The organism is Streptomyces marinisediminis, assembly GCF_026262575.1.
In the GTDB taxonomy this organism is placed as follows: Bacteria; Actinomycetota; Actinomycetes; order Streptomycetales; family Streptomycetaceae; genus Streptomyces; species Streptomyces marinisediminis.
The window spans coordinates 95778-122173 of record NZ_JAPKFL010000013.1 but is presented as its reverse complement, the minus strand read 5'-3'; the positions used below and the strand labels follow the sequence as shown (position 1 = coordinate 122173).

The window sequence follows — 26396 nt, the reverse complement described above, 5'->3', positions numbered from 1 at the left end:
CCGCCGGGGTCACGGGCGCGGGAGGCGCCCCGGGCGGGCCGGCCCGGGGCGCTCCCGGCGCGACGTGTCGCGGCTAGCCGCAGCTTCCGCCGCAGTTGCAGGGGCCGCCCGACTGGCAGCCGCAGGAGCAGCCGGGGCCGCACCCGCACGACAGCAACGCCGCCCTGAGTGGACCGAACGTGTGCTTACGGAGCTTTGCCAACACCGCTTCCCTCCTCGGGCCGGTTCACGGTAGGCACCAGGGAAGCGGGCCCGCGGACCACCGGGCAACGGCGCGCGGAGGGCGCGCGGAAGCAACCGCGCCACGTCGGCGACCCGCGTGCGCCGTCCGCACGACGACCGGCCGAGGCGCCGACCGGCTGGCGCGCCGACCGGCCGGGGCGCGCACCGGTCGCGCGCCGGCTGGCCGACGACTCGGCCGGCCGCGTCAGGCGGCGGACCGGTCGGCCGTCGGTGGCGCGGCGGCTCAGTCGGCCGACGGCTTCTCGGCGGCCTGCTCCGCCTCCGCCGCCTCCGCCGCGGCGGCGGGCGCGGAGGCGGCGGAGGCCGCGGCCACCGCCGCCGGGGCCGTCTCGGCGGCCGCCGCGGCCGCCGCCGGGTCCAGCTCGTCGGCGTAGTCGCCGGTCACCAGGTAGACCACGCGCCGCGCCACCGACACGGCGTGGTCGGCGAAGCGCTCGTAGTACCGGCCGAGCAGCGTCACGTCGACGGCCGTCTCGATGCCGTGCTGCCAGCGGTGGTCCATCAGGTGCTGGAAGAGCGTGCGGTGCAGGTCGTCCATGCGGTCGTCGTCCTGCTCGAGCTGGAGGGCGAGCTCGACGTCCTTGGTGATGAGGACCTCGGTCGCCTTGGCCATCAGCCGCTGTGCGAGCTGGCCCATCTCCAGGATGGTCGCGTGCAGGTCGTGCGGGACCGCGGAGTCCGGGAAGCGCAGGCGCGCCACCTTGGCCACGTGCTGGGCGAGGTCGCCCGAGCGCTCCAGGTCCGCGCTCATCCGCAGGCTCGTCACCACGATGCGCAGGTCGGTGGCGACGGGCTGCTGCCGGGCCAGGAGCTGGATCGCCCTGCTCTCCAGGTCCCGCTGCAGGTCGTCGACCTTGTCGTCGTTGGCGATGACGCTCTCGGCGAGCTTCAGGTCCGCGTCGAGCATGGCCGTGGTGGCACGGCCGATGGCGGAACCGACGAGCCGGGCCATTTCGACCAGGCTGTCGCCGATCGCATCCAGCTCCTCGTGGTACGCGTCCCGCATGGCAGTCCTTCCCTCGCTTCTCGGCTGCGCCGACCGGCGGCCGGGTGTCGGCCGCCCCGGCGTCGGCCGCTGTCCTACGCTCCCACGCTGAGGCGGGAAGGCGTCGGGAGCGGCCCCGTCACGTGAATGACCTACCACGTTCGGATGAATTCTGAGCGACACGGGAGGAAGTGGCGCACCTCGGCCTCACAACTTCCCCCCGCCCGGTCCGTTTCGTTCGCTTTTCGTGGCGTATGCGGGACAGGCAGTGAACCACCACCGACCTGCCGGTGAACTCTGGGGGACGAGTGACCGAGGCGGGCGGCCGCACCTGACGACGCCCTGTCCGGCCCGCTTAGTCTGAGGGCATGGACGTGAACGCGGCGATCGCCGCAGTGGCCGCGATCGCCGGTGTGTGCACCGGTGCCATCGCCGTCCTCGCGTTCCGTTGGAGCGAGCGCGAGCAGGCGCGGCCCAGCCGTTCCTCGCTGCACACCGAACCGGTGCTGCCGCCCGGCGTGGACACCGTGCTCTCGGTGCTGCGCTCGTCGGCCGTCGTGCTGGACGAAGAGGACGCCGTGGTCAAGGCCAGCTCGGCGGCGTACGCGCTGGGCCTGGTGCGCGGCGGCCGGCTGGCCGTGGAGCCGATGCTCCAGATGGCCCGCCAGACGCGGCGGGACGGCGAGATACGGCAGGTCGAGCTCGACCTCGCCCGGCGCGGCAGGGGCGACGCCCTGGCGGTCTCCGCCCGGGTCGCCCCGCTCGGCTCCCGGCTGGTGCTGCTGCTCGTGGAGGACCTGACCGAAGCGCGGCGCATCGAGGCGATCCGCCGCGACTTCGTCGCCAACGTCAGCCACGAGCTCAAGACGCCGGTCGGCGCGCTCTCCCTGCTCTCCGAGGCCGTCCTGGACGCCAGCGACGACCCCGAGGCCGTCCGGCGCTTCGCCGGCCGCATGGAACACGAGGCCACCCGGCTGACCAGCCTGGTGCAAGAACTGATCGACCTCTCCCGGGTGCAGAACGACGACCCGATGGAGGACTCCGAGCCCGTCGCCGTCGAGGAGCTCGTCGGCGAGGCCATCGACCGCTGCCGCCAGGGCGCGGACGCCAAGGAGATCACCATGGCCACCGGCGGAGGCGAGGACCTGTACGTCTTCGGCCACCGCGGGCAGCTCGCGGCGGCGCTCGGCAACCTGGTGGAGAACGCGGTCAACTACTCCCCGCAGCGCACCCGCGTCGGCGTCGCCGCCCGGCGGGTGGCCGCGTCCGGCGGGGACATGATCGAAATCGCCGTCACCGACCAGGGCATCGGCATCTCCGAGCGCGACCGGGACCGCATCTTCGAGCGGTTCTACCGCGTCGACCCCGCACGCTCCCGGGCCACCGGGGGCACCGGGCTCGGCCTGGCCATCGTCAAGCACGTGGCCGCCTCCCACGGTGGCGAGGTCACCGTGTGGAGCGCCGAGGGCCAGGGCTCGACCTTCACCCTCCGTCTCCCCGAGGCCGGCAGCGCCCGCGCCAAGGCGGAGGAGAGCCGCCGCAGCCGCACCCGGCTCAGCGGCGCGCTGCAGAAACCCGGCGACTACGTGGGTCCCGACGGCGGCGAGGACGCCGACGGCGTGGGCCCCGTCGAGACCCTCCCCAGAGAACAACACGCATCCCCGGAGGTCCTCCCGTGACCCGAGTGCTCGTCGTCGAGGACGAGGAGTCGTTCAGCGACGCTCTGTCCTACATGCTGCGCAAGGAGGGCTTCGAGGTCGCCGTCGCGACCACCGGGCCCGACGGCCTGGACGAGTTCGAGCGCAACGGCGCCGACCTCGTGCTGCTCGACCTCATGCTGCCCGGCCTGCCGGGCACCGAGGTCTGCCGCCAGCTCCGCAGCCAGAGCAACGTGCCCGTCATCATGGTCACGGCCAAGGACAGCGAGATCGACAAGGTCGTCGGCCTGGAGATAGGGGCCGACGACTACGTCACCAAGCCGTTCTCCTCCCGCGAGCTCGTCGCCCGCATCCGCGCGGTCCTGCGCCGCCGCGGCGAGCCCGAGGAGGCCGTCCCGGCCGCGCTGGAGGCCGGGCCCGTGCGCATGGACGTCGACCGCCACGTGGTCACCGTCTCCGGCGGCAAGGTGGACCTGCCGCTCAAGGAGTTCGACCTGCTGGAGATGCTGCTGCGCAACGCGGGCCGCGTGCTGACGCGGATGCAGCTCATCGACCGGGTCTGGGGCGCGGACTACGTCGGCGACACCAAGACGCTGGACGTCCACGTCAAGCGCCTCCGGGCGAAGATCGAGCCCGACCCGGGCGCGCCGCGCTACCTGGTCACGGTGCGCGGCCTGGGCTACAAGTTCGAGCCCTGATCCCGCCCCGGCGGCCCGCGCCGCGATCTCACCCGGACGGGCGTATCCGCCTCCACCGCGCGCTGACGCCGCTCCGCCTCGTTGACGCCGGGCGCGCGTGCGGTCGGCCGTGACCGTGCGGGGCCCCGGCGCGCGCCTCCGGAGACCACCGGCACGCGGAGCCGGTGCGCGCGTACGGCCGGTCGGCACGACGCCGTCGAGCGGCCCACCGGCATCCGCGCGCCGCCGTGCGCTCTTGCGCGCCGCTCCCCGGATGCGGGATGTGCGTGCGGCCGTCCGGCGCGTGAGCGGGTCACCTCAGCCGGGCACGGTGCGTGCCGAGAGCACCGGCCCGCCGCTCGGTGCGGGTGCGCGAGCCGACGGGCATGTCGCACGGGGCGGCCCCCTTCGGCCGGGCCGCTGGGCCAGGAGGCCGCTCACGGCCGGGCCGCGGCGCCCCGGCCGGTCGGCCGGTGGTGTGCCCGCGCGCGCCGCCGACGTCGGAGCACCGCTCGCCGCCTGCGTCGGGGCGTCGCCCACCCGTGGACGCGGGCGACGGGGTGCGGAGCACCCGGGCCGCCCGCGGGGGCGTCCGCCTCAGCTCGCCGCCGGGGTCTCGCCCGCGGCCGGGGTCTCGCCCGTCGTCGGGGACTCGCCCGCCGCGGGGGACTCGGTGCTGCCCTCGGCCGTCGGCTCCACGCCCGGCGCCGGGGACTGCGTGCCCTCGGGCGTCTCGCCCGGGGAGGTCGCGGCGGGCGACGGGCCGAACTCGGAGTAGGTGAGCTGCGTCTCCGGGTAGACGAAGGCCCGGATCGGGATGTCGCCGGTCTCGCTCAGCTCGAACGTCAGCGGCTGGGCCTCGCCGTCCGTGATGTTCCGCTCGCCCGCGTCCTGGATGACGGCCGCCGCGTTGCCCTCGCCGCCGAGCATCAGGTGGCCGCCGGCCGGCACGGTCAGCGAGCCGCCGTCGGCCGGGGAGAGTTCGACCTGCCCCGTGCCGCCGTCCGTGGCGAAGGTGATGCCCTGGAGCGTCTCGTCCTCGCCGCCGCCGTTGAAGATCCGCGCGGTGACGCTCGCGGGGCCCTCGCCGTCCTCGGTGGTGACGACGGTGACGTTCTGCAGCTCGATGTCGCCCTCGCTGGCGGAGGCGTTGTCCGGGACGATCTGGTTGGTCGCCGCGTCGACGCCTGCGGCGCACCCGGCGAGCGTGAGGGTCGACAGGGCGAGGGCGGCGGCGACGGCGCCGCGTCGGAGGCTGGTGCGGCTGCTGCTCACGGCGGCGCATCTCCTAGCAGTGAGGGGCGTCTGGCGGTCTGACAGCGGCAGCGTACCGACCCCCCGTGGCGGGCTCGCACCCGACCCGCCCCCGCCGCCGCCCGCGTCCGCGCGGGCGGCGGCGGGAATCACCCGCCAGATCGCGGTGCGCATTCGGCCCCGGGGAGAACTCGCGGTGAATGAGCGATGCCACCGGCAATTGATCTCCGGACCGTTCGCGGATGCGTTCCCGGGAACGCCGTGGAGATCTCGTGCCGTACGCGAAGGGTGAGCGCGCACGCCATCAAGAAACGGACAAAACCGACACGTGTCACGTCGGTCACGCGGGTGCCGAGAATGTTTCCCGGTCCGGCGAGAGGTGCCCTCACCTGCGAATACCCGCTTGCGCGACGGGTGTGCAGCACGATATAGGCGCCGTTGTCAAGCCCCGAGATATGCCCTGACCTGCGGAAACGCCATTCAGCGCGACCCGTTCCCGTGCTATCCTGGATAGCCACGGAAGGGGTACCTGTCACATGACGTTCAAGGTTGGCGACACCGTGGTCTATCCCCATCACGGGGCCGCGCTGATCGAGGCCATCGAAACTCGTCAGATCAAAGGCGTGGACAAGACCTACTTGGTTCTGAAGGTCGCCCAGGGCGACCTCGAAGTTCGTGTGCCGGCGGAAAACGCCGAGCTGGTCGGCGTACGGGATGTGGTGGGGCAGGACGGCCTGGAGCGCGTGTTCGACGTGCTGCGCGCGCCGTACGCCGAGGAGCCCACCAACTGGTCCCGCCGCTACAAGGCGAACCTGGAGAAGCTCGCCTCCGGTGACGTCATCAAGGTGGCCGAGGTCGTGCGCGACCTGTGGCGCCGTGAGCGCGAGCGGGGCCTCTCCGCCGGTGAGAAGCGGATGCTCGCCAAGGCCCGGCAGATCCTGGTCAGCGAGCTGGCGCTGGCCGAGAACACCAACGAGGACAAGGCCGAGGCGCTCCTCGACGAAGTGCTCGCCTCCTGAGCCGGGCCGCACGGCAGCGCACACGCCCGGCCCGCCGCCCACGGCGCTCGCCGTGCGGTCGGTGAACGCGTCGCGCGCGGCGCGGTCGTGAACCGCCCGCGGTCGTGCACCGCCGGTGCCGACGTCATCGCCGGCGTGGACGAACGGGCGTCGCCACCGAGGCGTCACCCGGCAGCGTCGGGTCCGGCGCCCCGGAGTCGACGTGGACGCGGTGACGCGCGGCTCCGACACACCATCCGGCCGTCGGACGAACGTCAGCGACCGGACGGACGGCCGTCACGTGTGCCGTGTGAGCTGCCGCCGTACCAGATGCCGCGTACCAGATGCCGTGCGTCGCGCGAGGCGCCGCGGTGGAAGGACCACAGCACCCGGGCAGCGGCCGTACAGTCGTACGGCGCGGGTGCTGACGGCCTTTCCGCCGCGGCCCTCGCGTGGCCGGTCATCGCCGCGTGGCCGACCGCCGCCGCGTGGTCGACCGCCGCTGAGGAGCTGTCGCGGCGCCACCCGTGTACGTCGACACGATGGGTGCGCCACACGGTGCCGGGCCCGGGTGGGCGGCACGACCGGTTGTCACGGAAGGGGACCGGTCACGCCCTCGCGTCCGACACGTTCTGGCCATACCCATCCCGGATGAGGACACAAACCTGAACGTGCAGCCAATGTCCGACGATCAGCCCGCCCAGATTTCGGCCACGGACGAGCGGCCCGCGCCGCGCGGACCGCGGGCCGCGGCGGTCATCCCCGCCGCCGGGCGCGGCGTGCGCCTGGGCCCCGGCGCGCCGAAGGCGCTGCGCGCGCTGGGCGGCACGCCGATGCTCGTCCACGCCGTCCGCGCCATGGCCCGCGCCCGCGACGTCGGCCTCGTCGTCGTCGTCGCGCCGCCGGACGCCGCCACCGAGGTCCGCCACCTGCTCGACGCCCATCCGCCGCCCGCCGCCCCCGCGGCGCAGGGCGCGGACGTCGTCGTCGTCCCCGGGGGCGCCACCCGGCAGGAGTCCGTGCAACGCGGGCTGGCCGCGCTGCCGGCCGGCGTCGAGGTCGTGCTCGTCCACGACGCCGCCCGGCCGCTGGTGCCGGCCGACACCGTGGACGCCGTCGCCGCCGCCGTGCGCGCGGGCGCGCCCGCCGTCGTTCCGGCGGTGCCGGTGAGCGACACCGTCAAGGAGGTCGAGCCGCGGCCGGGCGGTGCGCCGGAGCCCGTCACCGGCACGCCGGTGCGGAGCCGGCTGCGCGCGGTGCAGACCCCGCAGGGCTTCGACCGGGCCGTGCTCGCCGAGGCCCACGCCGCCTTCCCCCGCGAGGGCGAGGGCGCCACCGACGACGCGGGCCTGGTCGAGCGGCTGGGCACGCCGGTGGTCGTCGTGCCGGGGCACGAGGAGGCCTTCAAGGTCACCCGGCCGCTGGACCTGGTGCTCGCCGAGGCCGTCCTCGCCCGCCGGAGGGCCGATGGCTACTGACCGCCCCGCCGTGCCGCTCGTCGGCATCGGCACCGACGTGCACGCCTTCGCGGCCGGTCGCCCCCTGTGGTGCGCGGGCCTGCTGTGGGACGACGGCGACGGACTCGCCGGGCACTCCGACGGCGACGTGGCCGCCCACGCCGCGTGCGACGCGCTGTTCTCGGCCGCCGGGGTGGGCGACCTGGGCGCCCACTTCGGCACCGCCCGGCCCGAGTGGTCCGGGGCCTCCGGGGTCACGCTGCTCGCGGAGGCCGCCCGCATCGTGCGCGCGGAGGGCCTGGCCATCGGCAACGTCGCCATCCAGGTCATCGGCGTCCGTCCGAAGATCGGCAGGCGCCGGGCGGAGGCGCAGGCGGTGCTGGGCGAGGCGGTCGGCGCCCCGGTGTCCGTCTCCGGCACCACGACGGACGGCCTCGGACTCACCGGCCGCGCCGAGGGCCTCGCCGCCGTCGCCACGGCGCTCGTGCTGCGCGGGTAGGCCGCCCGGTCCGGCGCCCGCGCCCGCGACGCCCGCGTCCCCGCGTCCGTTCGGTGGCCACTGCGCCGGACGGGCGAGAGGGGCGCCCGGTAAGACTTGCGCGGCCCGTGCGCGGGTAGTCGTCGAAGCGTCAACCACGCGAGGGAAGGTGCACGCAGTGGCAGCCGCACTGTCCGACAAGCTCAAGCAGGTCCTCGACGGCAAGGTCTTCATCACCGTCGCCACCATCCAGCCCGACGGACGCCCCCAGGTGTCCCCGGTGTGGGTCAAGCGGGACGGCGAGGACGTGCTGTTCTCCACCACGCTGGGCCGCCAGAAGGAGAAGAACCTGCGCCGGGACCCGCGGGTCAGCGTCGTCGTGCAGCCCGCCGACGCGCCCTACACCTACGCCGAGATCCGCGGCACGGCCAGCATGACCACCGAGGGCGGCCAGGAGCTCATCGACGAGCTGGCGATGAAGTACGTCGGCACGGAGTACGCCGAGTTCAACCCGGGCGCACCGCAGGAGCCGGACCGCGTCGTCGTGCGCGTCACGCCCGAGCGCGTCGTCGGCATGGGCGACCTGGCCTGACCGGCGGTCGCCCATGCCGCCCCGGCACGGGCGTCCGCGACGGCGGCCCCGCGCTCCCCGCGCGGTCGCCCCGCACCGATCGCGTGGGGCAGCCGCCGTCTTCTACTACCCTTGACGGGTGACTCTTCGCCTGTACGACACCAGCGCCCGGCAGATCCGTGACTTCCAGCCCCTGACCGACGGCTGCGTCTCGATCTACCTGTGCGGCGCCACCGTGCAGGCCGCGCCGCACATCGGGCACATCCGCTCCGGGCTCAACTTCGACGTCATGCGCCGCTGGTTCGCCTACCGCGGCTACGCGGTGACGTTCGTGCGCAACGTCACCGACATCGACGACAAGATCATCACCAAGTCCGCCGAGCAGGACCGCCCGTGGTGGGCGATCGGCTACGAGAACGAGCGGGCCTTCGACGACGGCTACACCGCGCTCGGCTGCCTGCCGCCGACGTACGAGCCGCGCGCCACCGGGCACATCCCCGAGATGGTGGAGATGATGGACACGCTCATCGAGCGGGGCCACGCCTACGCCGCCGAGGGGAACGTCTACTTCGACGTCCGCTCCTACGACCGCTACCTGGCGCTCTCCGGCCAGGACCTGGACCACCTGCGGCAGCCCTCCGGCGAGGGCGAGACCGGCAAGCGCGACCCGCGCGACTTCGCGCTGTGGAAGTCCGCCAAGCCCGGCGAGCCGAGTTGGCCCAGCCCCTGGGGCCCGGGCCGCCCCGGCTGGCACCTGGAGTGCTCGGCCATGGCGCACAAGTACCTCGGCCGGGCGTTCGACATCCACGGCGGCGGCGTCGACCTCGTCTTCCCGCACCACGAGAACGAGATCGCCCAGTCCGCCGCCTACGGCGACGACTTCGCGACCTACTGGCTGCACAACGCCTGGGTGACGATGAGCGGCGAGAAGATGTCCAAGTCGCTGGGCAACTCGGTGCTGGTCTCGGAGATGGTCAAGCGCTGGCGGCCCGTCGTCCTGCGCTACTACCTCGGCACCCCGCACTACCGCTCCACGATCGAGTACAGCGAGGAGGCGCTGCGCGAGGCGGAGACCGCCTTCGCGCGCATCGAGGGCTTCGTGCACCGCGCCGCCGAGCGCACCGGCGCGGTGGAGCCGTCGGCCGAGGTGCCGGCCGAGTTCGCCGCCGCGATGGACGAGGACTTCGGCGTGCCGCAGGCCATGGCGGTGGTGCACACCACCGTACGGCGCGGCAACGCGGCGCTGACGGCCGACGACCGGGAGGCGACGGCCACCGCCCTCGCCGACCTGCGCGCCATGCTCGGCGTCCTCGGGCTCGACCCGCTCGACCCCCGGTGGGCCGGCGCGGGCCACGACAGCGGTACGGAGCTGCACGGCGCCGTCGACGCCCTCGTGCGGCTCGTCCTGGAGCAGCGGCAGGCGGCCCGTGCCCGCAAGGACTACGCCACCGCCGACGCCATCCGCGACGACCTCAAGCGCGCGGGCCTGGTGATCGAGGACACCCCGCAGGGCCCGCGCTGGGAACTCGGTTCCCCCTGACGCGCCCCCGCGTCCCCACCGACCTCACGCATCACTCGAAAGAAGGACCCTCCCCATGGCCGGGAACAGCCAGCGGCGCAACCGCCGCACGTCCAACAAGAAGGGCGCGCAGGTCGGCAGCGGCGGCCAGCGGCGCCGGAGCCTGGAGGGCAGGGGCCCCACCCCGCCCGCCGAGATGCGCAAGGGCCACGCCAAGCAGCGCGCCGCGCAGGCGCGCGCCCGCCGCGCCACCGGACGGCCCGCGCCGCGCCGGGGCGGGCCGAAGGGCACCGCGGAGCTGGTCGTGGGCCGCAACCCGGTCTTCGAGGCGCTGCGCGACGGCGTGCCCGCGACGACGCTGTACGTCCAGCAGTTCATCGACAGCGACGACCGGGTGCGCGACGCCCTCCGGCTCGCCGCCGACCGCGGCGGCATCCATCTGCTGGAGGCGCCCAGGCCGGAGCTGGACCGCATCACCGGCGGCCTCAACCACCAGGGCCTGGTCCTCCAGGTGCCGCCGTACGACTACGCCCACCCCGACGACCTGACCGCGGCCGCGTTCGACGCCGCCGAGGACCCGCTGATCGTCGCCCTCGACGGGGTGACCGACCCGCGCAACCTCGGCGCGGTCGTCCGCTCCGTGAGCGCCTTCGGCGGGCACGGCGTCGTCGTCCCCGAACGCCGGGCCGCCGGGATGACCGCCGGGGCGTGGAAGACCTCCGCCGGCACCGCCGCGCGCACCCCCGTCGCCCGCGCGACCAACCTGACGCGGGCGCTGCAGGGCTACCAGAAGGCCGGGCTCATGGTCGTCGGCCTCACCGCCGACGGCGAGGCCGAGGTGAACGACCTGGAGCTGCTGGAGGGGCCGGTCGTCGTCGTCATCGGCAGCGAGGGCAAGGGCCTGTCGCGGCTGGTGAGCGAGGCGTGCGACCTGCGCGTGCGCATCCCGATGCCGGGCGGCGCCGAGTCGCTCAACGCCGGTGTCGCGGCGGGGATCACGCTCTACGAGGCCGCCCGCCGCCGCGCGGGCACCGGGCGCTAGCCGCACCGCCCGCGAGCGCGGCCGCCGTGCTCGCGGGCTCCCGGGCGGGGTGGGGGGCAGGCTCCCACCGCGCACGGAGGTCCGCGTGCGACGGCCCGCGCCGCGGTCCCGCCGCCCGTGGGGCCCGTCGCCGTGGGGTCCGGTCGCCTTGGGGTCCGGTCGCCTTGGGGTCCGGTCGCCGTGGGGTCCGGTCGCCGTCCGGCCGGTCGAGCGCGCGCTCGGGCGGTCCCGTTGACGTGGCGCGGACAGATCGCCGGGGTCAAGGCAGTGTCTTAAGCGTCCGTCACTCGGTTAGATGAGTGTGGACACCAGAACTCCCCGCACGCCCACCGGGGGAAGCCCGGGCGGCTTCTTCGACGACGAGCCGATCCTCAGCTCCGTCAAGGTGCCGAGCGACCCGGCCCAGGTCATCGTCAACAACGTGAGCTTCCGGGTAAAGCTCGCCACGTCGACGCCGCAGGGCGCCGCCCCGGGCGGCGCCGCGTCGGCCGACACCGCTCCCGTCCCGGCCGTCCCCACCGCCCGGCCCGTCCCGGCCGCGGCCTCCCCCGCCTCCGTCGCCGCCCTGCCCGCCCCCGCGGCCCCCGCCGGGGCCGCCACCGCCGTCAGGCGGCGCGCGCCGGTGGTGTGGAGCGGGCGCAGCGTCCCCGGCGACGCCGCCGCCGACCTGCTCCGGGCCGTCCGCCCCGGCGGCCTCGGCACCGTCCCGGCGCAGGGAGAACGCTCCGCGGACGGGGGCGTCCTGGCCACCCGGGTCATGCCGCGCGTCGCGGCCGAGCTGACCGCGCCGCTGCCCGTCGTCGGCCCGCGCTCCTCCCGGCACGACGACGGCCCGGCCGGCGGTGGCGGACGGGGCGACGACCGGCACGGGGACGGCCACGACGGCCGGTACGGGGACGAGCGGTACGACGACGAGCGGCGCGCCGCCCGCGAGGAGCGGGACGCCGGGGACCGGGCACGGCACGCCTACTACCCCGGCCGCCGCATGAACCTGGGCGTCGTGCTGCTGCCGCTGCGCGTCTTCCTCGGCTTCATCTCCGTCTACGCCGGCATGGGGAAGCTGACGGACCCGGTCTACTTCGACGGCGGCGAGCGCGGCTCCATGGTGAGCTGGCTCAGCTCGCTCCAACCGTGGACGATCGCCTCCCCGCTGCACGACCTGGCCCTCGCCCACCCCGTGGGCGCCGGGCTCACGGTGGCCTTCCTCCAGGTCCTCGTCGGCGTGCTCACCGTCTTCGGGCTGTGGCAGCGGCTCGCCGCGTCCCTGGGCGCGCTGCTGTCGGCCGCCCTGCTGGTCACGGTGAGCTGGCGCACGGTCGCGGTGTACGACGCGCCGGACATCATCTACCTCGCCGCCTGGTCACCGCTGATCATCGCGGGCGCGCCCGTCTACTCGCTGGACGCCCGGCTGGCCGGGGAGGCCTGGCGCCGCCTCGGTCCGCGCGCCGCGCTGGCCGACCTGCGCCGCCGCGTGCTGCGCCGGGGCGCCGTCCTGGCCGCCGTCATCGCCGGGCTCACCCTGCTCGTCGGCTCCCTGCTGGGCAGCGCCGTCCGCTCCGCGCAGGTCACCACCGTCCCGGAACCGGGCAGCCCGCTGCGCAACCACCTGCCCGGCTCCCCGCTGCCGCAGGACCCGTCCCGGCCCAGCGCGCGGGCGACGACCGGGCCCACGGCCGGGCCCACCGCGGGGCCCACCGCCCAGCCCAGCGCCAGCGCCAGCGAGCAGGCCGCCGAACCGACGGCGGGCACCGGCCGGGAGCCGGAGACGGGGCAGAACCAGACCGTTCCGGCCCCGCAGCAGCCCCCGGTACCGGAGGCCCCGCCCGTGGCCCCCGAGCCGCCCCCCGCCCCGGAGCCGCCCCCCGCCCCCGAACCCACCGTGGGCGGTGCGACGGGCGGCACGACCGGCGGCGAGCCCGAGTCCGAGGAACCCGAAACCGCCCCCGACACCGGCGCCCTGGGCGGCCTGTTGGGCTAGGCGACGCCCCTCCCCTCCCGCGAGGCCCGGCGGCCCCCGCCGGGCCTCCGCCGTGCGCGACCGCCGTACGACCCCGGCGGGCCGTGGGCCGGTGGGCGAGCGGCCGGTGGCGCGTCCGGCCGGCCCGGCGACCGGCGGCCGGAGCCGCTGGGCGGTGGTCGGCAGGGCGGTGGCTCCCAGGCGGGCCCGGTGGCGGCCCGGTAGGTGCCGGGCGGCCGGTGGTCGGTCCGCTCGGCCGTGCTCCGCGAACGGGCGAGCCGCCGCGGCCCGCCGGGGCGGCTCGCCCGTCGGGGTTCACTCCGTGGCGGTGGCGAGTTCCTTCGCGGCTTCGGAGAGGTCCTTGGCGGTGTCGATGGCACGCCAGTAGGCGCCCTGGGGGAGCGGGTAGCCCGCGAGGCGGCCGTCCCGGGCGAGCGAGGGGAACGTCGTGCGCTCGTGGTCGCCGCGCTCCGGGAGCAGCGCGGTGAACTCCGGCGCGCAGACGTAGACGCCCGCGTTGATCTCGTACGTCGTCGGCGGGGCCTCGATGAAGTCCACGACGTGGCCGAAGCCGTCCGTGCGCACCGCGCCCCAGGGCAGCCGCGGGCGGGCCAGCGCGAGGGTGGCGACCGCGGCGCGCTCGGTGTGGAAGGCGGCCATCTCGCGCAGCGGGAAGCGCGTCCAGATGTCGCCGTTGGTGGCGTACCAGGGCTCGTCGGCGCGGGGGAGGGCGCGGGCGGCGAAGCGCAGGCCGCCGCCCCGGCCCAGCGGTTCCTCCTCCACCACCGTCGTCACCCGCAGCGGCCCGGCGCCGGGGCCCTCCCCGACCACCGGCAGGTCCGCCGACTCCAGCCACGCCTCCAGCACCGACGCCAGGTGGCCGCAGGAGACGACGACGTCGGTGACGCCCTCGTGCGCCAGCCAGGAGAGCTGGAAGCCGATGATCGGCGTCCCCGTGCCGGGGATCTCGATCATCGGCTTCGGCTTGTCGTCGGTGTACGGGCGCAGGCGGGTCCCCTGGCCACCGGCCAGGATCACCGCCTGCGTCGGGTGGGTGCGCGGGTCGTCTGCCATGCCCCGCACGGTAACGGGCGCCGGAGGGTGTCCGGCGCACCGTCGGTGGCGGGTCAGCGGAAGTCGGCCACGCCCGCGGCGAAGGAGGTGTCGCACACCGGGCGGGAGAACTCCTGCGCGCGCTCGGCGGAGCCGTACCTCACCACGGCCGCGTGGCCGAGCGCCCGCGCGAGGTCCGCGCAGTGCGGGGCCAGCGACGGGTCCTGGCGCACCGCGCGCTGGAGGCTGGTGAGCGCCGCGCCCGGGTCCTCGTTCCGCAGTTCGGCCTCCAGTTCCTCGCGCAGCACCTCGTGGGCGGCGCGCTCCCCGCCGGGCTCGGCGGCGGACGCCGGGCGCTCCGCGGACGCCGTGAGGACCTGGGACTTCGGCGGCGCCCCCGACCACGGGACGCTGGCCACCGCGAGCGTCCCGGAAAGGACCAGGACGACCGGAAGGACGAGGGCGAGAGATCGGCCGATACGGCGCACTGCCTGATTCACTGGTGTCTTCCTCGCAACGGAACGTCCCCGGCGACGCCAGGGCGGAACAGGCCCCACAGGGGGCAACCGCCATGATGGTAGCGGGCCGTAGTGTTTCAGTGGCGCTGTGTCACTCCGATGAGTGAAGACTTTTCGGGTTTAGCAGGTGCTGGGTTGACGATGTCGACAATCGGGCCGACGCGAGGCGGTGGGGGCGGGCGCCCCGAGTGCGCCCGCCCCCACCGCCTGCTCCGTTCGGCCGCCCGACCGCTCAGCCGCTCAGCCGCTCAACCGGTCAGCCGCTCAGCCGCTCGCCCGAGGACGTCGCGAACACGTGCGACTCGCCCGGACGCGGCACGACGTGAATCTCCGAGCCCTTCTCCGGCACGCCGCGCCCGTTCACGCGGACGACCAGCTCCTTGTCCTCGCCGCCCAGGTGCGCGGTGCCGTAGACGAAGGCGTCCGCGCCCAGCTCCTCGACGACGTTCACCGTCACCGCGAGGCCCGCCGGACCGTCCCCGGCCGGAGCGGCGTCGCCGTCGCCCACCAGGTCGAAGTGCTCCGGGCGCACGCCCACGGTCACCGTCTTGTCGCCCTTGTCCGCGGCGCTCGCCACGGCCTCGCGCGCCACCGGCACCACGCTGTTGCCGAACTTCACGCCGCCGTCGGTGATCGGCACGTCGACCAGGTTCATCGCGGGCGAGCCGATGAAGCCGGCCACGAAGAGGTTGGCGGGCCGGTCGTACATGTTCCGCGGCGTGTCGACCTGCTGGAGCAGGCCGTCCTTCAGCACGGCCACCCGGTCGCCCATCGTCAGGGCCTCGACCTGGTCGTGGGTCACGTACACCGTGGTGATGCCCAGGCGCCGCTGGAGGCTGGCGATCTGGGTGCGGGTCTGCACGCGCAGCTTCGCGTCCAGGTTCGACAGCGGCTCGTCCATGAGGAACACCTGCGGCTCGCGCACGATCGCGCGGCCCATCGCCACCCGCTGGCGCTGGCCGCCCGAGAGGGCCTTCGGCTTGCGCTCCAGGTACTCGGTGAGGTCCAGGATCCTGGCCGCGTCCTCCACCTTCTGGCGGATCTCGGCCTTCGGCACACCCGCGATCTTCAGCGCGAAACCCATGTTCTGCGCGACCGTCATGTGCGGGTAGAGCGCGTAGTTCTGGAACACCATGGCGATGTCCCGGTCCTTGGGGGGCAGGTGGGTGACGTCGCGGTCACCGATGCGGATGGCGCCGCCGTTGACGTCCTCCAGCCCCGCGAGCATGCGCAGGGAGGTGGACTTCCCGCACCCGGAGGGGCCGACGAGCACGAGGAACTCGCCGTCCTCGATGTCGATGTCGAGCCCGTCGACGGCGGGCTTGTCGGTCCCCGGGTACACCCGGGTCGCCTTGTCGTACGTGACCGTAGCCATGCTGTTGTGTCTCCTTCACCGGCAGGAACGTGCCGGACGATCCGAGTAAAGGGAGTGGTGGCCCACGCGACCGTGGGCGTTCCGGCGACGTTAACCCGGTCACCTGCGGTTTGTCAGTACTCGGCGGGTAACGGACCGGGCTCGGCTTCCGGGCGCCGCCCGCTCCGGACGCGGATGTAGAGTGGACGCGCCTCGCGCCGCCTTAGCTCAGTCCGGCCAGAGCACCGCACTTGTAATGCGTAGGTCGTCGGTTCGAATCCGACAGGCGGCTTTGGGGAACCCCAGGCCACGTAGCCAGTGACCTGGGGTTTTCTGCTGCCTGGGGCATGCGGCCGCACACGACCGGGATGTCGTGGAAGTGCTTGCGTGACCGATGCGTGAGCGGAGGGGCTCCGGCCCTACTTCTAGGGCTTCTTCCGTCGCCCCTTCTTCGCGCCCCCCGCCTGTGGCCCGCTTGGCCTCCTTCCGAGCCTTCTCCGTCTTGCTTGCGGCCTCCTCGGCCGCCGTCTTGCGCTGGAGCGGGACGAGCCTGGCCATGGCCTCGGCGGAGCTCTTGCCGAGGTGCGGGGGGACGCTCTGGTAGATGTCTCGCGTGATCCGGGTGTCGCTGTGCCCGAGCGTGTCGGACACGACCCTGATGTCGATGTGAACGCCTTCGTTCGCAGGCACTGGTCGACAGGGGCCTCGCCTCAAGATCGACAGGCTCGTAAGAGCCTCGATCTCCTTCTGAGTACCCGGGGGCGGCCCACGGCCGCGATCTGGGACGGCTCAGGAAGCCAGAGCGCCGTCGAGGTACTCCTGCACTGGCTCGAACAGGCCGTAGGGCACGTACTCCGGGATGTCGCCATGGGCAACCCAGGCGAGCTCGCCCAGCTCTTCGGTGTCCACGACCTGAGCCGTACCGCCCAGTACCCGGCAGGCGGTGTACGCCATGAGGCGTCCCGTCTTCGGGTGGACGCGCTGGCCGAGCAGCTGCACAGCGGCCACGGTCAGTCCGGTCTCCTCCTGGGTCTCCCGCACAGCGGCGTGCGCGAGCTCCTCGCCCGGCTCGATCTCTCCAGCCGGGAACTGCCAGGAGAGCTGTCCCTCCCTGACCCGGCGGCGGACCATGAGCACACGACCCTCGTGAATGACGATGGCGGCGGCGATACCCGGTCGCTCGTCCGTCTTCCGCTGCGTCACGTCCGCTCCTCCAGGACGGCCAGGATGGGTGGGAAGACCGTATCGACGGGGACGAAGCGGGGCACTGCGTTCCTGGGACCTGCAGGGGCTTGCGTTTGATGCCCGTGGTCAGCCACGGGCCGGCGCCCTGGTACGCGAGATCGGCCACGATGGGGACGCCCTGGCGCTCGCAGATCCGGATGCTTCGGTGGGTGCGGGCGGCGGACAGGTCGTGGGGGCGGCCCGGCAGGGCGGGCGTGAGCCACAGCAGCCGACCGTCCGGATCGGTGACGACCTACACGTTCACGCCGTGGCGGCGGTGCAGGTGGGCGTAGTCGGCCCGGCCGTGGCCGACCCGGTCGCCTTCGGTGAGAGCGCCGTCGAGCAGGACGAAGTCGGGTTCGTGCTCGCGCAGCGTCTTGAGCAGGCCCGGTGCACGTGCGGCGAGCAGGTTGACGACCGCGCTGGTGTAGGCATGGGCGGGGGACTCGCTGACCCGAATCCAGCAGCGATCTTCGCCAGAGTGGTGTGTCCCGCAGGTACACCAGTGCGACCATCGCGCGCTCGGACGGGCGGAGCTTGCAGCGCCGGTCGCACTCACGGGTGACGATCACCATCGTGACCCACTCCACGCGTGCATGCGGCAGGTCGAGCGCGGCGACCTCACGCGGGATGGGGTAGCTAGACTGACCGATGCCCTTATCAGCGACTCGTAGGAGACACAGGACCGTGACGGGCATCGTGGACGAGCTCATGTGGCGCGGGCTGATTGCCCAGTCCACTGACGAGCAGGCCTTGCGCAAGGCTCTCGCAGACGGCCCCGTCACGTTTTACTGCGGCTTCGACCCAACTGCGGCCAGTCTGCACGTCGGCCATCTCGTGCAGGCACTCACCCTCAGCCGGCTCCAGCAGGCCGGGCATCGGCCACTGGCGCTCGTGGGCGGTGCGACCGGCTACATCGGGGACCCCAGGCCGACCGCTGAGCGGACTTTGAACGATCCGGAGTCCATCGCTCAGTGGACGACCCGGCTGCGTGCTCAGGTCGAGCGGTACCTCTCTTTCGAGGGCGACAACGCGGCGGTCATGGTCAACAATCTGGACTGGACCGCGGGCTTGTCAGCGATCGAGTTCCTACGGGACATCGGCAAGCACTTTCGGGTGAACAAGATGCTCACCAAGGACTCTGTCGCCCAGCGCCTGGAGTCTGCGCAGGGCATCAGCTACACGGAGTTCAGCTACCAACTGCTGCAGGCCATGGACTTCCTCCAGCTTTACCGGCGCTACGGCTGCACTCTGCAGACGGGTGGCAGTGACCAGTGGGGCAACCTCACGGCCGGACTGGACCTGCTCCACCGCCTGGAACCGCAGGCCGAGGTGCACGCACTCGCGACGCCGCTGATGACCAAGGCGGACGGCACCAAGTTCGGCAAGTCGGAGGCCGGCGCCATCTGGCTCGACCCGGAGATGACCACGCCGTACGCGTTCTACCAGTTCTGGCTGAACTCGGACGACCGGGACGTCTCCCGGTACATGCGCATCCTTTCTTTCAAGTCCCGTGAGGAATTGGAGGAGCTGGAGGAGGTCACCCGAGAGCGGCCGCATGCCCGTACCGCGCAGCGTGCGCTCGCTGAGGAGCTGACGACGCTGGTGCACGGTGCGGATCAGTGCGCCGCAGTCATCGCCGCTTCGAAGGCACTCTTCGGGCAGGGTGAGCTCAACGCTCTGGACGAGGCGACGCTGGCCGCCGCGGCAGCGGAGCTGCCGCGCGCGAAGCTGAGTGAGCTCGGCCTGATCACCGACCTGTTCGCCGAGGTCGGTCTGGTGGCAAGCAGGTCAGCCGCCCGCCGGACCGTGAAGGAGGGCGGTGCCTACGTGAACAACGTGAAGGTGACCGCGGAGGACGCGGTGGCCACAGCCGATCAGTTGCTGCACGGACGCTGGCTGGTTCTGCGCCGGGGCAAGAAGAACCTGGCGGCCATCGAGGTCACGGGAGACTGAGCTCCGGATCGCAGACGTGATGGTGGGCCTCCTCTCCTCGCTGAGAGGGGGCTCGTCATTCTTGGAGGCTTCGTGTCGGTGCCGGCACGGACACCGGCCACTGGCCTGCGTGCGGGCCTCTTGCGGAGGGGCTCCAGCCAATGCCCTGGCCGGCCAGGGCGGGCAGCGTCAGTCGGATGGCGAAGCGTGGTTGTTGCTGAACCAGGTGTCGAGCAATCGCCGGGTCACCGCCTCGCTGTGTTTGCGATAGTCACGCGCGAAGGCCCTGCCGACGGCCACGCAATGGGACCTGAGCGCTCGATTGTGATCGATCGCGTCGATTGCGTGGGTGAAATCCCGCGCGGAACGTTCGAGATCGTCTGCGGAGACTACGGGGTACAGCACGTCGTTCTCATCGAGCTCGTAGCCGTCGATCGGTGGCGGGGCGACAAACGTCACGGCATCGCCGAGTTCGGGCAGACTGCCGATCCGATGGGCGACGACGGGCACTCCCGATTCCATGGCTTCCAGCGCCACTCGCGGGATGCCTTCAGGGCCCAGGGACGGTATCAGCAGCACTCTGGTGCTGTCGTAGACCGTGGTGGGGTCCGGCGCGAACGGTGCCACCTGGACGTTCGGTGAGGGCGGGGTGTAGGGCGGGGCATCGGGCCAGGTCTCGATGACAAGGTAGGTGTCGTTGGGGCGCTGACGCACCAGCGCGTCCCACACACGTCGGCCCTTGATGGGGTGGTGGTTGATCAACGTGAGGAACCCGTGTTCCACGCTGTGCGCGACGCCATGATGGATTCGTCGCTCGGGCAGCAGGTTGGGGAGCACTCGTGCTGACACACCGGTCTGATGGCGAAGGGCATCGGCGATGGTGTGGCTGACTGCGTGCACGCTGCTGGCCTGCCGCATCAGGTCGTAGTAGCGCCGCACCTCGTCTGCGGCGTGATCACCGGCGGTGGGGTAGAGCTGGTCGGTCACGAGCACGACCACCCGCCGACCGCTTGCAAGACTTACTTCCAGCGCTCCGTGGTGCGCCTCGCTGAGGCGGACTGCGCACGAGTTGAGCAGGATCACCTCGGGGTCCAGGTCCTCCAGCAGATCCTGAAGAGCCCGCCGGTATGCGTTGGCTTCCCCCGGGTCGCTGACGAAGGCCTCGTGGACGGTGCATCCCTGGACGGTGCGGGTTTTGCGTTCCCTTCCGGAACCGCTGCGTGGGGCGATGCAAGCGAGGCCGGCCGGGAGCCCTCGTTCCGTGACGCGTTGCAGGAGTTCGCGGACCTGGAGGAACAGACCGTTGGTGAAGCCTTCGTGGGTGAAGTCGTCGATGCTCACGTAGAGGGCACCGGGCACGGCGTTACTCCTTGTGGGTTGCGGCCGTTGCGAAGGAGTCGAGCAGGGCCCACAGCCGGGAGCCGAGCTTGCTGTCAGCCGAGGGCGGGCCGGTCACGCTGAGGGGACTGTGCGCGAGCATCTTGAGGGCTGCGATCGCTGAGTACAGATCGAACATCCGCCGCCGAACGGGGTCGGCGCACAGCGGTGCGGCGACCCGCTCGATGCAGTCGGCTTCGGGACCACGAGCCAGTAGGCCAGTGCGAGCAGCGCCGAGCGGATACAGGGCGTCGCCGAATCCGAGCTCGTCCAGGTCGACGATCGCCGACACTCTTCCACCGTCCACCAGAACATTCTGGTGAGTGGCGTCGATCAGATACGGCAGCGGCTCGACGCGGTCCAACTCGGGGCCCAGCCCGCGGAGAGCGGTGCGGATGCGGGCCACAGCCTGCGTCTGCCGCTGCGCGGACGTGAGGTGTTCGAGTGCCCCGGTGAAGTACTCCTCCATCACGTCCGACCAGCGCGCGTGGCAGCGCAGGTCGTGGTAGTGCGCGACACCGCCAAACCCGGAACCGCTCGGCAGGCCCCGCACGCGGTGGTGCATGTCCAGCAGGTCGTCGGCGACGCTTCGCTTCTCTGCGGCAGTCAGGTCGGCATAGACGTTGCAGAGATCATCGCCGGGTGCTTGTTCGAGGAACATGACGGGCCAGGGCAGGACCAGGCCCGTCAGGTCCATGGAGAGCACGCGAGGAACGGGCACTCCGACGCCGGCGAGCTGGCGCCGCCAGTACGCGAAGCCTGTGAAGCACTCGGCACGGTCGGCCCGTGTGATCCGCGCGACGACGCGTTCCCCGGAGGCCAACTCCACCCTGAACACGAAGTGACTGCGGCCCAACGGAACCCGGCGTGCGCGCAGGGCCTGTTGCTGCAGACAGCGACTGGTCGCCTGGACGACTGCCTGTTCCGTCGGGGGCTTCACGGCAGGAGCAGTTCGGCCGCTGCGAGCGGGATGACGCTCAAACTTGGGTAATCGCGGAAGAACGACCACGTCGTCTCGAAGTCGTCGGTGCTCACGATCAGCCCCGGGACGCCGAGGCACCCCGCGAGATGTCCCAGGCCGCTGTCGCATCCGACGAAGAGACGGCACGACAGCAGACGGGCGACCATCTCGGGAAGTTCGGCCCGCACATAGGTCAGATCGTGGCCGAGGTAGTACTGGGTGTCGGGGCCGCCGAGAACGCGTACGTCGCCGTGGGCGGCGACCTGGCTGAGAAGGCGGTGGGCGGACCGCAGAGGTAGCGGTGTTCCGGAACGCGCATCGAACTGGCAGTACACCACGTCCTCACATTCCTGACGCGCTGGTTCCTGACGGAGGGGGAGGGGCGCTACGCGGTGGCGGACCCGACCGGCATACGTATCGCTGACGGCGTGGTGGAACCGATCCAGCCAGGGGAGGCTCCACGAGGACCGGGCGAAGATCGCATCCCCACTGACCGCCCTGTCCGATGGCGGGGCATAGCGCACCCGCTCGCACGCGAACACCTCTACCACCTCGGCGAGGATGGGCGGACCGGTCACGGCAACGGAGGTCACGGCGTTGTCGCGGCAGTAGTGCTCCAGGCCGGTCACGATGCTCAGCGCATCTCCGAGACGATTGTGCCGCGCGAATCGCAGCACTGTGCCCTCGGCGAGTGTCGAGGCAGGCGCGACCCTGCCTGGTGGGGCGTGTGCGGCGTCGACGAGCTGGTCGCTGAGACACCGCAGCCCGCGTTGACCGCAGCGCCATGTCCGCGGCGTCGCCTCAATGTCCACTGCTGGTCGCTGGTGGGCATCGACGAAGCGCACCTCATCGAGACCGAACTCCTCGATCAGATCCCCGAGTACCGGAGGTCCGCTCACCTCGACGTGGGCCAGTCCCTGTCTCCGGGCGTAGTAAGCCAGGCCGGCCGCCAGCTCGACACAGTCACGCACAGGGGGATCCGCGGCGGCAAAGCGCGCGGGCGGCTCCTGAACGCTGTTCCGTGGCTGGTGGGTCATCGGGCTCCCTCGTACGCATCGGCATCCGGAAGCGTCGCGTCGAACCGTCTCTTGCCCTCAAGCAGCCGCACGACCAGCTCCCTGGCGTGGGAAGCGGAGAAGTACGGATTCAGGGAGTACACCCGCAGGGCCACGACCGGCTCACCGGAGGGTGTGTAGAACGCCGCGGAGGTCTTGCTGACCGCGATCTGTTCGGCGTCCGGCAGGTCCTGATGCGACAGCCACGCGAACAGGTCCGATGTGTACTGGTTTATCCGGCGCACCGAGTCGGTGTCGTCGAAGCTCTCTTCGTGGGCTGCGGGATCGTTGTGCGGGTAGCAGCGCACGAACACGTCCGGACCGTAGGAGAGTTCGTTGATGGTTTTCGCGTCCGGGCCGGCCAAGGCGTCGATGTGGCGCCGGAGGGCCTCGGCTGTCTCCAGCGCATGACCGAGCAGCCGCCGCATACCGTGCTTGCCCAGGGCCTGCAGGCTCACCCAGGTGGCCACCATGGTTGCAGCCGACCTGGACGTCTCCAGCGTGAAGGTCCCGGGATTGTAGGCGTCCTTGTCATGGAACAACGGGGTCATCACTCCACCGTCGCGGCGCAGCCGTGAAAAGTCCCGCCCGTCGCGCATGACGATCATGCTGGACGTGTACGGCGCGAAACCGGTCTTGTGGAAGTCCGTCCCGAACGAGTCCGCGTGGCGCACCGTCCTCAACCGCTCCACTAGCCGTGTGAGCTTGGCCACCACAGGCGGGGTGAACCCGAGCGGATTGCGCTGCAGGTCGTAGTCGAGGAAGCAGAGGTAGGCCCAGCCGATGACCGTATCGGCATGCACATGGGGTGTGTAGTCCAACTCGTACTCGGCGGCCAGCCGATCCCGCATCGCGGCGATCCGGCCGAAGTCGTCGACAGCCATGTTGGAGGTCGTCCCGCCTGCGCCCATGATGCACGCGAGCCGGTGCCCGCGGGCCAGCACCTCACGACAGGCAGCTTCCATCGACGCCAGGTCCGTGGTCTGGTCGGGCAGCGACGCAGCGGCGATGTAGTTCCGGGTGCCGATCCCGAGCCAGGCGCACGCGGACTTCTGCGAGTAGTGCGCAGGCCAGGAGCCGACGACCGCCACCCCCGGCTCGATGCCCACCTCGGAGTGGCCGGACTGAGCCTTGGAGAGGCCGACGTTGATCGCGTACAGATTGGTCGCAGTGCCACCGAACGTGAAGAGGCCGCCTGCCCGGTCGGGGTCGTATCCCGCCAGCCGCGCCAGCGCCCGAGCGCTCGCCAGTTCGGCGGAAAGAGTCTGTGCCGCGTCTTCTCCGGTAACGCCGTTCGGCATGAACAGCGAGACCGCGCACCATGCCGCAAGGTGGACGAACGATGGCGGCGGAACGATGTTCTTGGCGAACATGTGGTGATGCACCTTGACCGACCCAGCCAGCCATCCGCGTAACTGGCCGAGAGCCGCCTCCGCTTCGACGGAGCTCTCCGGTAGGCGCCCCTCACCCAGCAGCGAGCGTTCTCCCTCCTGACCGGCCTGTGGGTACACAGGCCCTGCGCCCTGGTAGCTCAGCGCTTCGTCGAGGGCGCTCCGCACGAGCTCCACAAGTACCTCGGCGTTGCCCCCGTCCGGGCGGAGGAACATGCGTCCGCACCATTCCGCGAACTCGTCGCTGCGGGAGAAGGAACCGTCGTCAGCGTGAGCCCCGGTGCCTTGGGAGGCGCTCACCGTTCGGACTCTCCATAGAGCTTCATGCGCTCGGGCCGAGGCGTGCGCCGTCTGCCGGAGGCGAGATCCCCGCACGCAACCGCGATCGACCACACCAGGTCGTGACGCTGACGACGCAGGATCTCGATACGCTCCGCAGCCTCGGCGCCGTGGCCGGCCCGCCGCCGGGTCTGGGCGATCCGAAGGCTGAGAACCGAGAGTCGGTCAAGCGCCGAGCCCATCGACTCCGTGAGGGGAGGCACGCTGTCGTCCACTTGCCATGAGGCGCTCAGTACGCGATCGATGTGCTCGATGAGTTCATGGCGAAGACTGTTAAGTTCGTCGATCTCCCGCTTCACGGTGGGAATCTCGTCGTCCCCAACCTGCCGTACCCGGTCCTCAGCGTCCCACTGCCAACTGTTGACCACGTGCAGCCGCCCGAGGGACCGCAGCAGCTCCGGCGAGCGAGGGGACGGCATCCCGTCGAGCGCGTCCTGACACCACTCAAGGAGCCCGTCGACACGGTCGAGGCGTGATGCGACCGTGGGCGCCGCAGCGGGCGAAGACCCCCCACGCTGACCCGTGCCCAGACGTATCTCTGCGGACCCGTTGGTCATCGGCTGTGCTCTCCTTCGGTGTCTCGCCAGGATTCCTGTGCCGACCGTCACGGGAGACAGCCTTGAGTGCACCTGAGGGCGGCCCCGTCAGCCTCTGTACCGCGGTTCGTTCATCGGGGCGTTCAGCTCCGTGACCAGCACTGCCAACTACTCCCGGTTCTCCCCGAGTTGATCTCTTGGCACACTAACAACGCGCAGACGGCGGAGGTAGTGGGCGTCGGGCAGGGGCTCGCCCCGTCACATTCGAGTAACGAGTTCTGGAGTTGCTGTTCGTGACTGCCGGGTCCGGACCTGCTGGAAATCCGGCCCGAGGCTGGCTCCATCACAGCAGTTTCCGCTTTCACTCCCGACCGCATGCTCGGTGAGCTCGACATCCACCCGAGCATGCACGAACAGCTCGGCCACTACTTGGCCGGCGACTACTCGCACCGCTCACGAAGTAAGAGGCCGACGTGCTGCTGGCATCGGCGATCCTCCACGACGTCGGTTACGCGTTGCCGCTCGTCGATACTGGCCTCCACTCTCTGGACGGTGCGGCCACGTGCGGGATGCGCACGAGACGGACGAACGTCTCGTGCGTCTTGTGTCCAACCACTCCTTCGCACCCTTGGAGGCGGAGGAGCGTGGGCTCCGCACAGAGCTGACTGAAGAGTTCCTGTCGCTCGATGATCCGTTCCTCGTGGACGCGCTGGTGCGACATGACCACTACGCCGGACGGCGAGCGGACGAGCTCGGAGTAGCGGGTGGATGAGGTCCTCAGCCGCTATGCCCGAGCGGATGGCGTGGCACACGTTGGACCAAGCGTCACGTCGATCAAGACCGCGAGCCTCTGATCAGAGGAAACGAGATCCGGTGGCACCGTCCAGCACCCTCCGGGACGACCATGCAGGCGCTTGTAATGCGTAGGTCGTCGGTTCGAATCCGACAGGCGGCTTGGGGAAAGGCCAGGCCACACCCCCGTGGCCTGGCCTTTCCGGCTGTTCGAGCCGGGTGCCGTGGATCTCCGCCGTCCGTCGACGGTGCGCACCGCCGTGCGGTGGTGCGCGGGGGAGCGGTGGCCACGGCGTCCGTGTCGCGGCTGTCCGGAACGGTAGGGACCGGCTGTCTGACCGTTCAATCAGTGCGGGCCGTTGCGCGGATACGCAAGAAAGTCGCCCGGCGGGCAGAGCACTTACGGTGGTCGTTCCGTCTCGGGCGGGGCGGCGCCTCCGGCAGCGCCGTCGCCGGGTGGGCCGAGTGCGGGGCCGCGCGGCCTGTCCGGTGTCCGGCTCTCGCCCCCGGGACGCGGGCAGGTGGTCGGCAACGGCCCGCCTGGCCCCGTGTGGTCCGTGGGCCCGGCCGCGCCGGTCGGTGGGGTGTGGGGGCGTCGGGTGCGGGGCGGGTGGTGCGGCCGGGGTCGTGCGGTCGGGTGGCTTGCGTGGCGGACGTGTGAGGGGTCGGCGTGGGGCGCGGGGCGGTGTCGGGAGCGTGGGGAGACTGGGCCGGTGCTCCTCGCCTCCGCCACGGTCGCCGCCGTCCTGACCCTGTTCGCACCGCCGCCCGCTCCGGCCGCGCACTCCGCTTCTTCTCCCGCTCCGGCCGGGCGCCTCGCCGCGTCGGCTGCGGCTCACCCGGGCCGTCTGCCCGCTCCGGCCGCGTCTGGTTCGGCGTCCGGTTCGGCCCTCGCGGCCGTGTCCACGGTGCCGGTCGGCCCGTCGTCCGCCTCGGCTGCGGGTGGGGGCGGTGGGGCGGCGGGGTGTGCCGAGTCGGTGCCGTTCCGGGCGCGGACCGGTGGGTACCGGGGCTTTCGGGTG

The 26396-nt window shown here is 72.2% G+C and carries 21 protein-coding genes, 1 tRNA gene and 2 pseudogenes; 11 read left to right on the top strand and 13 right to left on the bottom strand.

Going from position 1 to position 26396, the window contains the following annotated elements; genetic code table 11:
• Positions 1-466: 466 nt before the first annotated feature.
• Complete coding sequence (gene phoU / locus OSB71_RS13015) at positions 467-1249, bottom strand: phosphate signaling complex protein PhoU (protein ID WP_265947765.1); 783 nt, start codon at positions 1247-1249, stop codon at positions 467-469.
• 347 nt (positions 1250-1596) lie between these two features.
• Between phoU and phoR the strand changes: the two genes are divergently transcribed.
• Complete coding sequence (gene phoR / locus OSB71_RS13010; protein ID WP_265947763.1) at positions 1597-2907, top strand: two-component system sensor histidine kinase PhoR; 1311 nt, start codon at positions 1597-1599, stop codon at positions 2905-2907.
• Positions 2904-3584, top strand: a complete 681-nt coding sequence (gene phoP / locus OSB71_RS13005) for a two-component system response regulator PhoP (protein WP_265947761.1) — start codon at positions 2904-2906, stop codon at positions 3582-3584. Before phoR ends, phoP begins: the two co-directional genes overlap by 4 nt.
• A 576-nt stretch (positions 3585-4160) precedes the next feature.
• Here phoP and OSB71_RS13000 read toward each other — a convergent pair.
• Entirely contained in the window at positions 4161-4838 is a 678-nt protein-coding gene (locus tag OSB71_RS13000; protein WP_265947758.1) for a DUF461 domain-containing protein, read from the bottom strand.
• 515 nt (positions 4839-5353) lie between these two features.
• Between OSB71_RS13000 and OSB71_RS12995 the strand changes: the two genes are divergently transcribed.
• The 7 genes from OSB71_RS12995 to OSB71_RS12965 all read left to right on the top strand — a co-directional run bounded on the left by OSB71_RS12995 (position 5354) and on the right by OSB71_RS12965 (position 12860).
• Positions 5354-5836 (top strand): CarD family transcriptional regulator, encoded by a 483-nt coding sequence (locus OSB71_RS12995; RefSeq protein ID WP_219049383.1) that lies wholly within the window; start codon positions 5354-5356, stop codon positions 5834-5836.
• Between the two features lie 659 nt (positions 5837-6495).
• Positions 6496-7293, top strand: coding sequence for a 2-C-methyl-D-erythritol 4-phosphate cytidylyltransferase (ispD, locus tag OSB71_RS12990; RefSeq protein ID WP_265947754.1), 798 nt, complete (start codon positions 6496-6498; stop codon positions 7291-7293).
• Positions 7283-7771 carry a 2-C-methyl-D-erythritol 2,4-cyclodiphosphate synthase gene (gene ispF, locus OSB71_RS12985; RefSeq protein WP_265947752.1) on the top strand — a complete coding sequence of 163 codons (489 nt, stop codon included), beginning with the start codon at positions 7283-7285 and terminating at the stop codon, positions 7769-7771. The genes ispD and ispF overlap by 11 nt, the downstream gene beginning before the upstream one ends.
• Before the next feature lie 157 nt (positions 7772-7928).
• Positions 7929-8342, top strand: coding sequence for a PPOX class F420-dependent oxidoreductase (locus OSB71_RS12980; RefSeq protein ID WP_265947750.1), 414 nt, complete (start codon positions 7929-7931; stop codon positions 8340-8342).
• 118 nt (positions 8343-8460) lie between these two features.
• On the top strand, positions 8461-9861 hold the full coding sequence (gene cysS / locus OSB71_RS12975; protein ID WP_265947748.1) for a cysteine--tRNA ligase: 1401 nt from the start codon (positions 8461-8463) through the stop codon (positions 9859-9861).
• Between the two features lie 55 nt (positions 9862-9916).
• On the top strand, positions 9917-10882 hold the full coding sequence (gene rlmB / locus OSB71_RS12970) for a 23S rRNA (guanosine(2251)-2'-O)-methyltransferase RlmB (RefSeq protein ID WP_265947747.1): 966 nt from the start codon (positions 9917-9919) through the stop codon (positions 10880-10882).
• A 295-nt stretch (positions 10883-11177) separates the two neighbouring features.
• Positions 11178-12860 carry a PT domain-containing protein gene (locus OSB71_RS12965; protein WP_265947746.1) on the top strand — a complete coding sequence of 561 codons (1683 nt, stop codon included), beginning with the start codon at positions 11178-11180 and terminating at the stop codon, positions 12858-12860.
• A gap of 294 nt (positions 12861-13154) precedes the next feature.
• Here the strand turns inward: OSB71_RS12965 and OSB71_RS12960 are convergent, their stop codons facing one another.
• The 3 genes from OSB71_RS12960 to OSB71_RS12950 form a co-directional block, all read right to left on the bottom strand.
• Complete coding sequence (locus tag OSB71_RS12960) at positions 13155-13913, bottom strand: nucleotidyltransferase family protein (RefSeq protein ID WP_265947745.1); 759 nt, start codon at positions 13911-13913, stop codon at positions 13155-13157.
• A 53-nt stretch (positions 13914-13966) separates the two neighbouring features.
• Positions 13967-14392: a hypothetical protein gene (locus OSB71_RS12955; protein ID WP_265947744.1), complete on the bottom strand. Its 426-nt coding sequence runs from the start codon at positions 14390-14392 to the stop codon at positions 13967-13969.
• 274 nt (positions 14393-14666) lie between these two features.
• Entirely contained in the window at positions 14667-15785 is a 1119-nt protein-coding gene (locus OSB71_RS12950; RefSeq protein ID WP_265947742.1) for an ABC transporter ATP-binding protein, read from the bottom strand.
• Between the two features lie 196 nt (positions 15786-15981).
• Here OSB71_RS12950 and OSB71_RS12945 point away from each other — a divergent pair.
• Positions 15982-16056, top strand: a tRNA-Thr gene (locus OSB71_RS12945).
• A 497-nt stretch (positions 16057-16553) separates the two neighbouring features.
• Here OSB71_RS12945 and OSB71_RS12940 read toward each other — a convergent pair.
• From OSB71_RS12940 to OSB71_RS12935, 3 genes and pseudogenes are all read right to left on the bottom strand, one after another.
• Positions 16554-16967, bottom strand: a complete 414-nt coding sequence (locus OSB71_RS12940; RefSeq protein WP_265947740.1) for an NUDIX hydrolase — start codon at positions 16965-16967, stop codon at positions 16554-16556.
• Positions 16964-17044, bottom strand: a pseudogene (locus tag OSB71_RS24645) (NUDIX hydrolase); the annotation flags it as partial. The gene OSB71_RS12940 and the pseudogene OSB71_RS24645, both read right to left, overlap by 4 nt.
• Positions 17045-17046: 2 nt before the next feature.
• Positions 17047-17563 (bottom strand): annotated as a pseudogene (locus OSB71_RS12935) (transposase); the annotation flags it as partial.
• 112 nt (positions 17564-17675) lie between these two features.
• On the opposite strand from OSB71_RS12935, the gene tyrS reads away from it, so the two are divergent.
• Positions 17676-18944, top strand: a complete 1269-nt coding sequence (gene tyrS / locus OSB71_RS12930) for a tyrosine--tRNA ligase (protein WP_265947738.1) — start codon at positions 17676-17678, stop codon at positions 18942-18944.
• 168 nt (positions 18945-19112) lie between these two features.
• Here tyrS and OSB71_RS12925 read toward each other — a convergent pair whose 3' ends face one another.
• Genes OSB71_RS12925 through OSB71_RS12905 form a run of 5 tightly spaced genes read right to left on the bottom strand, consistent with a single transcriptional unit; the run spans position 19113 to position 24603 of the window.
• On the bottom strand, positions 19113-20282 hold the full coding sequence (locus OSB71_RS12925; protein ID WP_265947736.1) for a glycosyltransferase: 1170 nt from the start codon (positions 20280-20282) through the stop codon (positions 19113-19115).
• A gap of 4 nt (positions 20283-20286) precedes the next feature.
• Positions 20287-21240 (bottom strand): phosphotransferase family protein, encoded by a 954-nt coding sequence (locus OSB71_RS12920; protein ID WP_265947734.1) that lies wholly within the window; start codon positions 21238-21240, stop codon positions 20287-20289.
• A complete protein-coding gene (locus tag OSB71_RS12915; RefSeq protein ID WP_265947732.1) occupies positions 21237-22298 on the bottom strand; it encodes a glycosyltransferase family 9 protein in 1062 nt (353 codons plus the stop codon). Before OSB71_RS12915 ends, OSB71_RS12920 begins: the two co-directional genes overlap by 4 nt.
• Complete coding sequence (locus OSB71_RS12910) at positions 22295-24007, bottom strand: pyridoxal phosphate-dependent decarboxylase family protein (RefSeq protein ID WP_265947730.1); 1713 nt, start codon at positions 24005-24007, stop codon at positions 22295-22297. The genes OSB71_RS12915 and OSB71_RS12910 overlap by 4 nt, the downstream gene beginning before the upstream one ends.
• Positions 24004-24603: a DUF4254 domain-containing protein gene (locus OSB71_RS12905; RefSeq protein WP_265947728.1), complete on the bottom strand. Its 600-nt coding sequence runs from the start codon at positions 24601-24603 to the stop codon at positions 24004-24006. The genes OSB71_RS12910 and OSB71_RS12905 overlap by 4 nt, the downstream gene beginning before the upstream one ends.
• Between the last annotated feature and the right edge of the window lie 1793 nt (positions 24604-26396).